Annotated in this window: 10 protein-coding genes; 8 read left to right on the top strand and 2 right to left on the bottom strand. The window is 49.1% G+C overall.

What is annotated here, in order from left to right:
* The first annotated feature begins 264 nt into the window (after positions 1-264).
* Positions 265-1,650, top strand: coding sequence for a hemolysin family protein (locus tag EPA93_RS16565; protein WP_165423183.1), 1,386 nt, complete (start codon positions 265-267; stop codon positions 1,648-1,650).
* A gap of 20 nt (positions 1,651-1,670) precedes the next feature.
* Here EPA93_RS16565 and EPA93_RS16560 read toward each other — a convergent pair whose 3' ends face one another.
* On the bottom strand, positions 1,671-4,091 hold the full coding sequence (locus tag EPA93_RS16560) for a phosphodiester glycosidase family protein (protein ID WP_165423182.1): 2,421 nt from the start codon (positions 4,089-4,091) through the stop codon (positions 1,671-1,673).
* A 295-nt stretch (positions 4,092-4,386) separates the two neighbouring features.
* On the opposite strand from EPA93_RS16560, the gene EPA93_RS16555 reads away from it, so the two are divergent.
* The 6 genes from EPA93_RS16555 to EPA93_RS16530 all read left to right on the top strand — a co-directional run bounded on the left by EPA93_RS16555 (position 4,387) and on the right by EPA93_RS16530 (position 12,408).
* Entirely contained in the window at positions 4,387-5,385 is a 999-nt protein-coding gene (locus EPA93_RS16555; protein WP_129888569.1) for a LacI family DNA-binding transcriptional regulator, read from the top strand.
* Between the two features lie 171 nt (positions 5,386-5,556).
* On the top strand, positions 5,557-6,846 hold the full coding sequence (locus tag EPA93_RS16550) for an ABC transporter substrate-binding protein (protein ID WP_129888568.1): 1,290 nt from the start codon (positions 5,557-5,559) through the stop codon (positions 6,844-6,846).
* 53 nt (positions 6,847-6,899) lie between these two features.
* Positions 6,900-7,853, top strand: a complete 954-nt coding sequence (locus tag EPA93_RS16545; RefSeq protein ID WP_129888567.1) for a carbohydrate ABC transporter permease — start codon at positions 6,900-6,902, stop codon at positions 7,851-7,853.
* Between the two features lie 37 nt (positions 7,854-7,890).
* On the top strand, positions 7,891-8,724 hold the full coding sequence (locus EPA93_RS16540; RefSeq protein ID WP_207229572.1) for a carbohydrate ABC transporter permease: 834 nt from the start codon (positions 7,891-7,893) through the stop codon (positions 8,722-8,724).
* Positions 8,725-9,053: 329 nt separating this feature from the next.
* Positions 9,054-11,060 carry an aldo/keto reductase gene (locus tag EPA93_RS16535; RefSeq protein ID WP_129888566.1) on the top strand — a complete coding sequence of 669 codons (2,007 nt, stop codon included), beginning with the start codon at positions 9,054-9,056 and terminating at the stop codon, positions 11,058-11,060.
* Positions 11,061-11,352: 292 nt separating this feature from the next.
* On the top strand, positions 11,353-12,408 hold the full coding sequence (locus tag EPA93_RS16530) for a S66 family peptidase (protein ID WP_129888565.1): 1,056 nt from the start codon (positions 11,353-11,355) through the stop codon (positions 12,406-12,408).
* Between the two features lie 155 nt (positions 12,409-12,563).
* On the opposite strand, the gene EPA93_RS16525 is transcribed toward EPA93_RS16530, so the two are convergent.
* Positions 12,564-13,688, bottom strand: coding sequence for an aminotransferase class I/II-fold pyridoxal phosphate-dependent enzyme (locus EPA93_RS16525; RefSeq protein ID WP_129888564.1), 1,125 nt, complete (start codon positions 13,686-13,688; stop codon positions 12,564-12,566).
* A gap of 214 nt (positions 13,689-13,902) precedes the next feature.
* Here EPA93_RS16525 and EPA93_RS16520 point away from each other — a divergent pair, with 214 nt between their 5' ends.
* Positions 13,903-14,868 (top strand): LysR family transcriptional regulator, encoded by a 966-nt coding sequence (locus tag EPA93_RS16520; RefSeq protein ID WP_129888563.1) that lies wholly within the window; start codon positions 13,903-13,905, stop codon positions 14,866-14,868.
* The last annotated feature ends 17 nt before the right edge of the window (positions 14,869-14,885 follow it).

The raw sequence follows: 14,885 nt of genomic DNA, 5'->3' as shown, positions 1-14,885 counted from the left end.
TACTTTCCTTCTAATTTAGAAACGAAATTACTTCGTTTCTAAATTAGAATATCACCTCAAAGAGAATAAGGCAAGGCTAACAGATCGAAGGAGAGGAAATATATTTTGCGGTGGGCAGGTTCTCAGTCAAAACTCAGGGAATTCACAGGTCAGGCAGACCCTGATCAGGTAAAATAAAAAGAATCTTCTTTTCTTGCTTATGGTAAGAAAAAAGTGATGGTTATAGACAATAAGCTTCAAGATGAGGGAAGGAAAGAACTATCTGTGGACGTTAGTGCTCTGGTAGGTGTATTAGCCGTGCTGGCCCTAGTTGCGGCCAACGGCTTTTTTGTTGCAGGTGAGTTTGCCCTGGTAAAAGTGCGTGCCACACGCATTGAGCAACTTGTGGAAGAAGGGAATAAGACTGCTCAAATAGTATTAGCTCAGATTCGCCATCTGGATACCTACATTGCGGCAACCCAGTTGGGAATTACACTTGCCAGCCTGGCTCTTGGTTGGATCGGCGAACCTTCGTTGGCCCATCTGATTGAGCCACTCTTTGCCAGGATAGGAGGTCCTGCCGCCGAAGCGCTAACCCATAGCGTAGCCGTGACGCTAAGCTTTATCATTATAACGGCAGGCCATATCATTCTGGGAGAACTGGTACCTAAATCTATTGCTTTGCAGAGGACAGAAAATGCAGTATTCTTTGTCGCGCGTCCTTTGCTTATCTTTGCCCGGCTTTTTCATCCATTTATTCTATTGATGAATGGCATTGGTAATGCAGTTGTAAAGCTTTTTGGCCTGCAAGCCACGGGCGAGCATGGCAGCGTACATTCAGTTGAAGAATTGGAATTATTGGTGGCTCAGAGCCGAAAGGGAGGAGAGCTTGATGCGCAAGAAGAGGAAATGCTCCATCATGTCTTCGACTTTGGCGAGAAAACTGTGCAGCAAGTGATGCGTCCACGCACTGAGATGACAGCTGTGCCTTTGACCATCTCAATGGAGGAACTACGGGCTATCTTCGCGCAGGAGCAATATACCCGTCTACCTGTTTATGATGGTGGCCCGGAACAAATCGTAGGGATGGTTCATCTCAAAGATTTCTTTACTCAGCAGCAAACCCTTAATCAGACCAGGCCCCTTACCACAGTGGATATATTGCGCCCGGTCATCTACGTGACCGAAACGAGCTCAATTGAGAACTTGCTGACGCAAATGAGAAGTTCACGTATTCATCTGGCTATTGCTATTGACGAGTATGGGGCAACCGCCGGAATGCTAACTTTAGAGGATATAGTAGAGGAGATTGTGGGAGAGGTCCAGGACGAGTTTGACACGCGTGAGCAAGGCATCCGGTCAGAAGTTGAAACATTTGCGGATGGCACTTTTTCCGTAGATGGGCTCATGGCCATTGCCAGTTTTGCTGATCAGTTTGGGATCAAAGAACCGTCCTCCTCGGCACATACGATAGCTGGCTATGTATTTGAGCATCTGGATCGTCTCCCGCTAATCGGCGATAGCGTGATGTTAGAAGATTATCAGTTGCAAGTTGAGGAATTGGATCATAGGCGGATTGCGCGGCTCCATGTTTTGCTGCATCCAAAGGCAAGGCCCGAAGAAGTAGATGAGCAAGCGAGAAGCAAGCAGGAGCAGGTTCACGAGCTGTAGAGGAAAGAAAGCATAGTATTCTATGTTGATTCTGTTCCAGACAGAAAAGCGGGCTGTGCGCAGTGCAGAGGGCGTGGAGCATAGAGCGCTTGTAGAGTACTGAGGTAGAGATGACCTGTTTCAGATTTTGGAGGGTTAATTACCACGATTGAAATGTAATTGACACGCAGAGGATAGTCTAAGCCCTGTGGGAGCCGAGCTGGGATAAATATCCAATCGGATGAAGTGAGTATTCCCAGATGGAAAGAAATGGGAGTATTGTCAGCCTCATAGAAGCCGATGCTCAGATTAAGGACGCCTGGATCAAATGGGCCTCCCCGATACTTATTTTGTGCAGTGGCAGCTTTGATCCAGAAACCTACGGCTGCTGGCGCTTGTTGGCCACAGCGCAAAGGTATCTGGAAACGATTGGGATCGTCAGGATAAGGATCAAGATGAGAAACATGTTGATCTGGCCTGAAGTGATACCACAAGTCCATAGTTCCTGCATCCTCTGGCGCGCGCTTTACCTGTGAATTGAGTACCATACTTCCTGTAGAAACGACGTGCGGCCCAGGAATGGGCACGTTACGTGGATAGACATTCAGATAGTGATCGCTAACGCCCCACTGATCAAGATCTGTCATGGAGGATACAGTTCCTGCAAGGTCTCCAACTGCTATGCTAGCCGATACTTGCAGGCCATAAACTGAAGCGCTAAGGCTTCCTGTACCAACAACTGAGCTAGAAGCCGTAAACAGGCCGTTGGCTTGCATTGTACCAAGGCGAGCCGGGATAATGTGCCAGCGCCCCATATCGCCAGGAATGGGGACAACTGCATTATTATCTGCCAGTCCCGTTAACTGAAATTGGATACGTTGGCCAGACATGAGATCAGGCATCGAGGGCGTTATACGGAGCGCTGCAAGATGCTCAACTACGTTAAGTTGTATGGTCGTGGAAGCATGACCTGCACGGGCCTGTAACAAGCCGTGGCCTGAGCGAGCCTTAACGCGTAGCATACCACGCTCGATAGTAGCTAAAGAGCCAGGAATTACCGAAAACTGAAGGGGGTCAGAGGCTGGGTTATGCAAGGCATCGAGGGCATATGCCGAGAGCCGAATGTTAGTGCCAGGAAGTAGTGTTAGCGCTTGATTATTATTGACAACAACCGCTGTGGCCGGTCCCGGAACCTTTTCAGTGCTGTAGATAAAGAGGCCATTAGCGACAGGGCGTTCATAGCCGTCTGAGGGAGAGTTGATGACCGAGAGGCCAGGTTTGCCCGGTAAGCGCGCAACCAGTTCCGAGGAGCCTCCGCTATCGAAGAGCATAGCCTGATAGGCCCCGTGGGTCAGGAGATAGTGCGCCATTTGAGCATATGTGAGCCCCTTACTCAAGCTGGCGTCAGCTTGATGGCCGTTGCAGACTACTAATAGCGCGTGCAGACCATCGCGGCTGATGCCGAGAGCCGTCAATGGATTCTCCTGTGTGGCTTCCGAAGGCGCGGGGACAAAGGGATCATGGTAAATGGCTCCATTTTTGATAAGTTGCGGACCACCACCAATAGCCTTGACGAGATTGCTGTCGGGCGCGAGATGTTCGCTTATATTGAGCGTCTCGCCAATTTGGAGATGAGAGAGCCAGCGAGCGGCTGCGCCACTGCCAATCAGAGCTGAAGCTCCGCTTAAGATAGGCAGGGAGTTTCTGTTTTCCTGGATACAGAGCACTGTGAAAACATGAGTAGACCCGTGAACCGGTTTAAGGATGGCTATAGAGGCCCCGTTAAGGAGAATAGAGGCTCCCAGAGCAGGCGTAAATAGCACAAGATGATCCCCGTTTACATCTCCATAGCGATTAATTGAGTGTAGTGTATAGCTGCCATGGAGAGTGCTAACTTTAGCCGAGAAAGCTTCTGGCCCTATTGTGAGGCGTCCAGATGAGGTTATTCCTAAGACAGCGAAGGAAGAAGGGCTCTGCATAATCTTCCCTTGAACTTGCAGCATACCTAGAGGAGCTCCGCTGCCATAGATCTCGAAGAAATCTCCATTGATGCCAGCTACCGCGTTAGTTCGTTGTCCCATAGAGCTGAGCGTTTCGCCAGAACTAAAAAGCCGCTGGTGAGCCTGAACGACGCCCAGCCGCACATTTGGATTTGTCAAATCGACATCAAGTAAACTCAAATGTTGCGGGGAATTTCCTATAGTCATATCATGGCTGGAAACCATTACTCCGCTGGTTACGATCTGTGGTATCGAGGGAGCTGAAGAGTCGCTGTGGGCTAGAGATGTTCTGGTTTCAACCAGAGATCGAGGGGCGAAAGCTGGCGCAATGGGAACTGCTAGCATTGGAGCACAGCCAGTGAGAGGGAAGAACAGGAGTAGCACCAGAAAGGGCAGAAGAGCGTGTCTGGCAAAAGCGCACAAAAAGGGATGAAGAATAGTAGCCAGATATTGCCTCTCCAAACGCATTACTCCTATTCTACTTTTCAGCTATCCCACTTATAGTATACGTCTGGCACAAAATCGGTAGAAAGAGAGCTAAAGCGCTTAATAGGCAAGCTTGTAAAGGCAGGAAGATGGTCAGGGAGGAAAGAATACATTGATTTTTTTGCCTGGAATATGCAGCAGGCGAGGAGAAGCAAGAGAGCTTTTTTAACTGCCCCTTGACTTTTACAAGAAGTTATGGTACTTAACTCTATAACAACGCAAGTTTACCGGTAAATTAGTCTTAAGAAAGCTACTTATCGGCAAGGATTGTATGACGACGATTTATGACATAGCTAAAGCTGCTGGTGTTACCGCGATGACAGTCTCAAATGTTATACGCGGCAAAGGCTCAGTAAGTGCAGCCACCCGAGAACGTGTGATGAAGTACGTTCAGGAACTAGGCTATCAGCCCAACCTTGTAGCGCGTAGCCTTTCTAATGGACGTACCGGCGTCATCGGACTGGTTGTGCCTGAGATGGGTAATGTTTTCTATTCAGAAGCCACAGCTATTGCAGAGCGTCTGGCCTATGCCCGAGGCATGCGTATTTTTGTGACCACCCTCTCTATTGAGGACAAAGGGGCGCAATTGCTTAATGATCTGGCCCTGCGGCGGGTAGATGGTCTGATCATTGCCTCGAATAGCATTGCGGCGCAGATAATTCATTCCATGTCTGAACTGCATCTGCCGGCCGTATATTGCTTTTGGGAGGCCGATAGCCAGCCAGTTGATTATCATGTTTCTTTTGCCTTTGAAGAGGCTGGGAGGCTGGCAGCTGAGCACTTGTTAGGACTGGGCCATCGTCGTCTCGGAGTAGTAAGCTACTCGCATCGGCTCCGCTTTAGCGGTTTTAAATCAGCCTTAGCCCGGCATGGCGTTGAATTGCCTCAGGAATATATTTGCGGAGGAGGCTCAACACCAGAGAGTGGAAAAATTGCAGGGCGCAAGCTTTTGACTCTTCCCGAACGCCCCACAGCGATCTTTGCCACATGTGATATGGTGGCGTTAGGGGTAATGGCCGCAGCCTGGGAATTAGGTTTACGTGTTCCTCAGGATCTCTCAATTGTTGGACACGATGACACCGAACTGGCGGCCTATGCTACTCCGCCATTAACTAGCATTCGCATTGATAAGCCAGCAATGCTAGCCGCATCTTTTGACCTGTTACTTGCTATCCTTGCGGATAAAAAAATTGTTTCCCCTTCCCCTTTCCCGGCGCGATTAATTGTACGTAGTTCTAGCGGGCCGCGCCCAGCCGGGATTTCTGATTAGCACAAAGGAGGACAAATTCAGGAAAAGTCAACGTTGACTCCTGTACATTAAAGTAATAGCGGACTAACAGAGCTTCTTACAAGTCTATCTAGCCCAGAGACCACGAAAAGATAATGAGCTGGGCCCGGCTCATTATGCCTTGTCATACGCTCATCAATACAAGGAGGTATCATGACCAAACTTCTGTGCAGCGGAAAGCGTCGTCCCCTTCCGCTATCGACGCTGGCACTTGTCGGCATGCTATGTTCAAGCCTGTTGTTCTCATTCATGTTGAGCGCCTGTGGAGGAGATGGAGCTAACGGGAAGATCCACCTTACCATATGGTACTGGAATCGCTCTATCGACGATAAGCTTCTGGCCCAGGTAAGTAAGCAATTTCCCAATGTCGTGCTCATTCCCGAGAAAATCACTGACTACGATAATAAAGTGCGCACAGCAATGGCCGGACATAAAGGTGTACCAGACATCATAGCGATCAATTCGAACATCGCCACGTATTTTCCTGACGAGGATCAATTTGTTGACCTGAACACCTTAGGTGCTGAAGAGATTAAGTCAGAATATTTACCATGGAAATGGAATCTAGGCACTACCCCCGATCATCGTCAGATTGCGATCCCCATGGATACAGGCCCAACGGCGTTATTTTATCGCGCTGATATCTTTGCTAAGGCGGGTCTACCTACTGATCCGCAGGCAGTTTCTGAGCGCTTCAAGACCTGGGACGAATATTTGCAAGCTGCGCCCAAGATTGCTGAGGCAACACAGAATAAGTCATTTCTGTTTGATGACATCTATAATGTGTATGAGATGCAGCTGATGGCCAACAAAGAGCATTATTTTACGCCTTCCGGTCAGTATATAGGTGACCAGCCAGAAATCAGACGTTTTTGGAACATGGCAGTGCAGGCTGGGCAGGCAGAGGGTGGAACCGCCAGAGCTGTAGAAGACTGGAATCAGGCTATGAATAATGGCCGCGCGGTCTCTTTTGTCGGAGCTGTCTGGAACAAGCAGATCCTTGCGGATGCAGCGCCGGATACCGCTGGTAAATGGCGTATAGCACGTGCGCCCGGCGGTGATGGTAACTATGGTGGCTCCTTCCTAACGATCTCAAAGAATTGTGAGCATCCCAAAGAAGCTTTTGAAGTTATTAAATGGCTGCAATCGCCCGAGAACCAGCTCTTTGCCTACAAAGATATTCAGCTCTTCCCCTCAGCCATTCGTGCCCTTGACGATCCCAGCCTGAACCAGCCCGAATCCTTCTTTGGCGGTCAGCGCACAACCCAGATCTTTGCGGCTGCTGCCAAGAATGTGCCGCTATTCTACACGGGGCCGAACGATACAAAAACAGATAACTTCATCTACCAGGAGCTGGAAAATATACAACTCAATCACAAGAACCCTGATCAAGCCTGGCAAGATGCGCAACGATCCATTCAGCGCAATATTCAGCTCTCTTGATTCCTCGGCAAGGCAGAAGTAATCCGCATAAATACATGCAGGAGGTTTACATTATGGGTAGCATTAGTCCAGTGACCGCTGTTTCTGATAGCAAGACGCAGAGCCAGACCACCGCATCAAAGAGCCAGGTACGCAAATACATACCGCTCTACCTCTCGATTGCGCCGTATTACATTGTCTTCCTCGTCTTTGGCTTATTCCCTGTGCTTTATTCGCTCTACCTGGCCTTTCAGAAGTGGGATGGGATCGGCACCATGACCTTTGTTGGTGGGAGCAATTTTTATCTTGTGCTCACCGATCCTCTCTTTGGGAAAGCCGTCCTCAACACGTTTGAGATCTGGATCATGTCAACGGTCCCCATGCTTTTTCTAGCGCTAGTGATCGCGTTTCTTATCAACCAGCGCTCGCGCTCCAAATTTGCCTATCAGCTCTGCTTCTATTTGCCCAACATCACCTCAGTCGTGGCTGTGACCCTGATATTCCAGGCCTTGTTTGGCGTACAGTATGGCCTTGTCAATCAGCTTTTAGCCGCGCTCCATCTGCCTACCGTTGCCTGGCTGACCGATCCCTGGGGCATAAAATGGACCATCTCCTTTATGTCAATCTGGCTCTGGACAGGCTATAATGCCTTGATCTATATGGCCGGCCTGCAGAGCATTCCGTCCGAATATTATGAAGCTGCCCGTACCGATGGCGCGAACATCTGGCATATTTTCTTCCACATCACGCTCCCTATGCTCCGTCCTATCATCCTTTTCACAGTGATAAGTTCTACAATTGGAGGTCTATCACTTTTTACCGAGCCGCAAGTACTCTTCTCGCAAGTGTCCAATATGCTAAATACCGGTGGTCCTGGCAATGCAGGTCTGACCATGGTGCTCTATCAATACTGGCAGGGCTTTGCCAACTTCCACTACGGCTATGGAGCCGCAGTCGGCTGGATTATCTTCTTCATCCTGCTGATCTGCACAGCCATTAACTGGAAGCTTGTACAGCGCGGAGAATAAACGGAAAAGGCATAGATGGTAATAAGGAGTTAGATACATGAAACAAATGGGCACACCACTGCAGAGAGCGATTATTCATCTGTTGCTACTCATCGGAGTACTGGTATCGATTTTCCCATTTTTTTGGATGATTATCATGTCAACAAATTCAACTAGCGATATTTATCGCATCCCGCCCAAGCTGACCTTTGGCGATCAGTTGCTGATAAACATTGGGCATGTATTTCAGAACATCGATTTCTGGCAGAACTTTGTGAATACGCTCATTATAGCCGTCTCATTGACAGTCCTGACGCTCTTTTTCTGTTCCATTGCGGGCTTTACTTTTGCCAAATTTGAGTTTCCTGGCAAAAAGATACTTTTTACGCTTCTCTTGGGAACCTTGATTCTGCCGTCAGGTGGCACGCTGATAGCCTCCTTTGTGATCATGGCAAACCTTGGCTGGATCAATACCTTCTTGCCCCTGATCGTGCCAACTATGGTGACGGCCTTCGGGATTTTCTGGATGCGGCAATATGCGCTCTCAGCTATTCCGAGTGAGCTTATTGATGCTGGTAAGATTGATGGCTGCGGGCATCTGCGCTTATATTGGAGCGTAGCAGTTCCTGCGCTCCGCCCGGCGCTGGGCTGGCTGGGGATCTTAACCTTTGTAGGAGCCTGGAATAACTATCTGTGGCCTTTGATCGTGCTGAGTAGCTCCAAGCTCTATACTTTGCAAGTGGCGCTGGCGACCTTGAACGAGAACTATAATACTGACTATAGCATGGTCATGACGGGAACGTTGTTGGCGACGCTGCCGCTTATTATTGTCTTCTTCCTTGGTGCGCGCCAGTTTATTGATAATCTCTCAGCGGGAGCTGTGAAGTTCTAAGAAGGGTTTCCTATAATTGAAGCGGCCAGATAACCGGTTAGTGCCAGGATCTGGCCGAGTCAAAAGCGAATCCGGTCTGATAGTAGCTGATGATCACTGCTTCAGAGCCTGGAGATTAGATAAGCGGCGATATTTCTTATAGCCATAAATGGGAAAGACATTGTTAGAACGTTGTTTAGTTAGATGGGTAATGCGTTCAAATAGTTAGATATTTTCTTTTGCTTTTCAGATTCTAAGAAGTGATTATTGATTTATAAAATTAAATAATTCTTCTAGGGCATAGGAAAGCAGTCATTATCAGGAAAGGTCCTGATCTAGCGGGAGATAACATGGTAGACAAACTTGCCTGGGGAATTCTTGGCACTGGCTCAATTGCCAGGGTCTTTGCGCAGGGGCTGGCTGGCTCGAAAACTGGTAAGCTGGTGGCAGTTGGCAGCCGCTCGCAGGCCGCGGCCGAACGCTTTGCTTCACAATGGAATGTTGCACATCTGCATAGTAGTTATGAAGCCTTGCTAAGCGATAGCGAAGTAGATGCCGTCTATATTGCCTTGCCGCATACCTTACATGCTGAATGGGCAATTAAGGCTGCCGAGGCGGGTAAGCACATACTTTGTGAGAAACCAATTGGGATCAATCATGCCCAGGCAATGGCCGTGATTGAGGCTGCGCAGCGCCACAATGTCTTTTTGATGGAAGCCTATATGTACCGCTGCCATCCACAGACCAGGCGCCTGGTAGAGCTGATTCGCTCGGGCGCTATTGGCCAGGTGCGCGTTATACAGGCCACTTTTAGCTTTCAGACAGGAAATGATCTGGAGCATCGTTTACTCAATAATCGCCTGGGCGGTGGCGGGATTCTAGATGTGGGAGGCTATTGTACCTCTATGGCTAGCTTGATAGCTGGAGTGGCTACAGGGCAGGGAGTGGTAGCGCCCAGCGCATTTGAGGCTGTGGGACATGTTGGCGAGGCGAGTCGGATCGATGAGTATGCGATTGCTTCCCTTGCCTTCCCCGGTGATATTGTCGCGCAGCTTTTCACAGGAGTACAGGTTAATGGAGAAAATGTTGTAAGCATCTTTGGCTCAGAAGGCTCAATGCTAGTACCAAATCCCTGGACGCCTAATCGTCAATCCGGGAAGAGTGCAATTATTCTCAGGCGCAATGGAGAGACTGAGGCGCAAGAGATTGTGATAGATAGTGATCTTGGCCTCTATAGCTATGAGGCCGACACCGTAGCGGCCCATATTGAAGAGCGCCAAGCACCTGAGATGTCCTGGCAGGATACCTTGAATAATATGCGTATGTTAGATCAGTGGCGGGCAGCTCTAGGAGCCGTCTATGATCTCGAAGAGCCGGATGGCCCTGATCAGGAACTGCCATTGCACAAGCGGCCATTAAAGGTGCGTCCAGGAAGCATTATGAAATATGGGCGCCTGCCGGGCATTGATAAGCCTATATCACGCCTGGTGATGGGCGTTGATAACCAGAGAACATGGTCCCATGCGGCAGTAATGTTCGACGATTTTTTTGAACGAGGTGGGAACTGCTTTGATAGTGCATATATTTATGGCGGCAACGGACATTGTGAGAAACTGCTAGGCCAATGGGTGAGCAAGCGCGGAGTTCGTGAGCAAGTAGTCATCCTTGATAAGGGGGCCCACACGCCACACTGCAATCCTGAAGCCCTAACGCAGCAACACCGGGAGAGCCTTGAGCGTTTGCAGACCGATTACGTTGACCTCTATATGCTGCACCGCGATAATCCAGAGATTCCAGCAGGTGAATTCATCGATGTGCTTAATCAGCACTATCGAGCCGGGAGTATGCGAGCCTTTGGCGCTTCGAACTGGTCAATTGCCAGAGTCATTGAAGCAAATCGTTGGGCAAGCGAAAGAGGCCTTAAAGGGTTTGTGGCGATGAGCAATAACTTTAGCCTGGCGCGCATGATAGAGCCCGTTTGGGCTGGCTGTATTGCGGCCTCTGATCCGGAATCGCGTAAGTGGTTGACAGAGACGGGAATGTCTCTATTCCCCTGGTCGAGCCAGGCGCGGGGCTTCTTTGTTGGCCAGGCTCGCTCCAGTGATGTTACTGATGCTGAGCTAGTACGCTGCTGGCATAGCGAGGATAATTTTCGCCGTCTGGAGCGGGCTCGTGAATTGGTGCGCAAATATAATGTATTGCCAGTCACGATTGCTCTGGCATATGTGCTCTGTCAGCCATTTCCGACGTTCCCGCTGATTGGCCCACGCACGCTCACGGAAACAGGCACATCTTTTCCGGCCCTAACCCTGGAACTGTCCCCCGAGGAGGTGCGCTGGCTTAATCTAGAAGATTAAGGCTAAATAGCTGAGCAAAATTGCTCACATTACCAGCTAAGGGAGCAGGAGACAGCTAAGCAGTTGTCCTTGCTCCTTTTTTCTGCTAAGATAAATAGCTAGAAATAACCTTCCGAGCTATAAGCTTTTTACGGGGCGCTTGGGCAAGGGCAATATTCGTCTCTATGGACGCCCAGGTTAAATCAGCTTTCGTGAAGAAAAGATCTCACCTCAACTACACCATGTGTATCGCGAGAAATTACGCCAGACTCTCAAAGAGAAAACTGGCACCGACTGGAAGGAATAAATCTGTATGAGCGCGCAATCTATGCGTTTTGTGCATCCTGCTCCTGTACATCCAGGAGATAGGGTGGCTATTTTGTCGCCGGCCAGTGGATTGCCTGAGATTTATCCAGTCGTCTATGAACTTGGCCTGCGGCGCCTACGCGAAGAATTTCAGCTAGAGCCTATAGAGTACCCCACGACGCGCAAGATGAATTCGCCACTTGTTGAGCGTGCACGCGACGTGCATGCAGCCTTTGCCGATCCAGAGATCAAGGCAATCATTTGCTCTATTGGAGGAGATGATCAGATCAAGCTGCTGAAGTATCTGGATGCTGAACTTATTCGGGCCAACCCCAAGCCTTTTTTTGGCTATAGCGATAATACCAATTTGCATATCTTTCTGTGGAATCTGGGTATTACCTCTTACTACGGTGGCTCAATCATGGTGCATTGGGGACGGGCTGGAGCCATGCACCCCTATACTCGTACGTACTTAAAAAGGGCGCTTTTCGAGCGTGGGCTTTATGAAATTGAGCCTGCCCCAAATTATACTGATGAGCTTATCGACTGGGGAAGCGATGATCTGCTGAGCAAGCAGCCGAAAATGTACCCTAATACTGGCTGGCGATGGCTTAATGGGGAGAAAATTGTTGAGGGCGTAACCTGGGGAGGATGCCTTGAGATCCTTGACTATAATTTGCGCGCCAGCCGCTATATCCAGGCTAATGAAAACTATGAAGGTAAGATCCTCTTGTTAGAGACCTCAGAAGAAATGCCTCCAGCGACATATGTCTATCGTGTGTTGATGGGTATGGGCGAGCGTGGCTTACTGCAGCAGTTTTCTGCTCTTCTGGTTGGCCATCCTCCAGCCTGGTCTTTTGAATGCCGTCGATCTCCTGAAGAGAAGGAGCAGTATATCAATGAACAAGAAGAGGCGATCCGCCAGGCTTTGCGCGAATATCACCCGGACCTGCTAACAGTCTTCAATCTCGATTTTGGACATACCGATCCACAATTGATAATTCCTCATGGTGGCTATGTAAAGATCGACGCGCTGCAAAAGCGCATCTTTGTCGAATATTAGCCAGACAATATGCTCCGCCGCAAAGTGATTGGTAGATGAAGAGCTCATTGAGGCTCCAGCGGGATAGATGAGCTCTTCAGAGAAACTGCTACTGATGCAGCCCTTTAACAGGCAAACAGAGATATGCTTACTGTACTAGCCTGCGTGCAGCCCTTTTATTGATTTAAACCTATATGCTGCAGGTAGTCCGCAAAGCGGGCCAGGGCCTCTGGAAAATTCTTTCGACCATAGCCGAGACGAACATGTTTACCCCCTTCCGTGAAGACAGTGCCTGGCAGAAGCATCACGCCCTGTTTTTGAGCTGCCTCAACGCAAAAAGCTTCGATATCCTGGGGAATATGCAACTCTGGGAACATAATAGGGCCCACATGAGGCTCATACCAGCTAAAAATCGCGCGATTGCCCTCTAGAAATGTGCGCAGCAATTGCAGATTACTCAGTATGAGAGCTTTATTACGCTCGACGATCTGCTCACCATGACGTAGAGCTGTAAGTGCCAGAAATTCGCTGGGAGCGCTATTACAAATCGTCGTATAATCCTTAGACTGAGCTATACGCTGATAGAGAGCATGATCGCGCGTAGCAATCCAGCCAATACGTAAGCCTGCCAGGCCATATATCTTTGACATTACGCCCAAAGAGATAGCTTTCTCATAGAGCTCGCAAGCGGCCGGCAGGCGATAGCTCGGATCATATTCCAAACCTCGATATACCTCATCAGAGAAGAGCCAGCATTGCTGAGAGCGTGCAATCTCGATGATCTCGGCTTGAGCTTCCCGGCTGAGCAAGTACCCGGTCGGATTGTGAGGGCAGTTGATAATAATGGCCCTGGTATTGCTTTTTATATGCGTACGCAAGAAAGCAATATCCAGTTCCCAATTATCCTCCTGACAGGTAGGCCAGGATGTCACCTCACAACCCAGGCTGAGAGGTAGCTCAAGTAAAGATTGATAGCAAGGTGTGTGGACGATAACATGATCACCAGGTTCGAGAGCCGCATACATAAAGGTGAAGATAGCCTCCTCTGCTCCCGCATGCACAAGAATCTCGTGAGCTTCGACACCGTTGTAGAGCCTGGCAATCTCCTGGCGCAGCTCTGGATTGCCCCGGCTTTCGGTATAACCGAGCCAGTGATTGAGGAAGCGTTCTTGTGATGGCGGATCGAAGCTGAGAATATCACGAATCGATAAGGATTCGCAGTCGGAGCTGCTTAGTAGATAGGGGACGCCAAATTCGAAACGATCGAAGAAACGCTCTAAACGGAAGGGTGAAACTTTCATACCTTATTCTCCCAAGCTCTCATTTGGAACTTCTATTGCCGCGGCAAATAATCAGGCAGCCAGCACACATAGAAATAGAGAGATACTACTTGAACCGGGCATTAACTCTTTACTGTTTTCTTGATAACTTGTCCCTATTATAGGTGCAAAATATAATCATGTCTAACGATTGTTTGTGATCAGAGTGATTGACTTATTCGATCAAGGAGGGATAATGGATCTGCGACAACTTACAACATTTTACGTTCTGGCAACTACTTTGAATTTTCATCAAACTGCCGCGCGCCTTAACTATGTTCAGTCTACAGTTTCAGCTCAGATACAGGCACTTGAAGAAGAGTTTGGCGTTTGCCTTTTTGATCGTCTGGGTAGGAGAGTAGTATTGACGGATGCAGGGACGCGCCTGTTGCCCTATGCAAAGCAGATGCTACACATAGCTGAAGAGGCGCGTCTTGCTATCACCGATGATCATAAACTGATTGGCACGCTGACGATAGGAGCGCCAGAGACCCTTTGCACTTACCGCCTGCCAGACGTGCTCCATAAATTTCGTACGACTTATCCCCAGGTGCGCTTGCTTTTCAATCCTATGCCGTGTGAGGAATTGAGGCGGGCTGTGAGAGATGGGAGTGTGGATCTGGTCTTTGTCATGGAAGAGCCAGTTAGCGATAGCATGCTGCAGGTTGAACCCCTGATCTCAGAAACTATACAACTTATTGCTTCGCCTCATCATCCACTTGCCCAGCGAACAGCTATCTTGCCTGGAGACTTAGAGCAAGAAACTGTGCTATTTGCCGAGGCAGGTTGTCCTTACAGGCTACATCTTCAGCACCTGTTACGTGCAGCAGGTATTCAGCCGCTAAGCACACTTGAGTTTGATAGTGTTGAAGCAATTAAACAATGTGTGATGGTAGGTATAGGCGTTGCCATGTTACCTGAAGTGGCAATTGCTGCGGAGCGGGAGCAGAGCAAGCTAGCAATTCTTCCCTGGGCAGGAGAGCAGATAGTCCTTGTAACCCAGATGCTCTGGCATAAGCAAAAGTGGATGTCACCTGCCTTACAGGCCTTCTTGACAATAGCACGGGAGACGTTGCTGAGATCCCAGGAGCGTCAGGCAGATGGTAGAGGTGAGGAGGACGAAAAAGAAGACAGACACATATCAGTTGCATCTGTCCCCTGAAAATTGTAGAGAAGCAG

This window comes from Ktedonosporobacter rubrisoli, assembly GCF_004208415.1.
Classification (GTDB): domain Bacteria; phylum Chloroflexota; class Ktedonobacteria; order Ktedonobacterales; family Ktedonobacteraceae; genus Ktedonosporobacter; species Ktedonosporobacter rubrisoli.
Note: the sequence above shows the minus strand (reverse complement) of the source record. Positions and strands in the feature narration are given on the sequence as shown.

Excerpts from the sequence above, each read along its gene's own strand:
- EPA93_RS16555 (WP_129888569.1), top strand. The coding sequence starts at position 4,387 with ATGACGACGATTTATGACATAGCTAAAGCTGCTGGTGTTACCGCGATG.
- EPA93_RS16550 (WP_129888568.1), top strand. The coding sequence starts at position 5,557 with ATGACCAAACTTCTGTGCAGCGGAAAGCGTCGTCCCCTTCCGCTATCG.
- EPA93_RS16545 (WP_129888567.1), top strand. The coding sequence starts at position 6,900 with ATGGGTAGCATTAGTCCAGTGACCGCTGTTTCTGATAGCAAGACGCAG.
- EPA93_RS16540 (WP_207229572.1), top strand. The coding sequence starts at position 7,891 with ATGAAACAAATGGGCACACCACTGCAGAGAGCGATTATTCATCTGTTG.
- EPA93_RS16535 (WP_129888566.1), top strand. The coding sequence starts at position 9,054 with ATGGTAGACAAACTTGCCTGGGGAATTCTTGGCACTGGCTCAATTGCC.
- EPA93_RS16530 (WP_129888565.1), top strand. The coding sequence starts at position 11,353 with ATGAGCGCGCAATCTATGCGTTTTGTGCATCCTGCTCCTGTACATCCA.
- EPA93_RS16525 (WP_129888564.1), bottom strand. The coding sequence starts at position 13,688 with ATGAAAGTTTCACCCTTCCGTTTAGAGCGTTTCTTCGATCGTTTCGAA.
- EPA93_RS16520 (WP_129888563.1), top strand. The coding sequence starts at position 13,903 with ATGGATCTGCGACAACTTACAACATTTTACGTTCTGGCAACTACTTTG.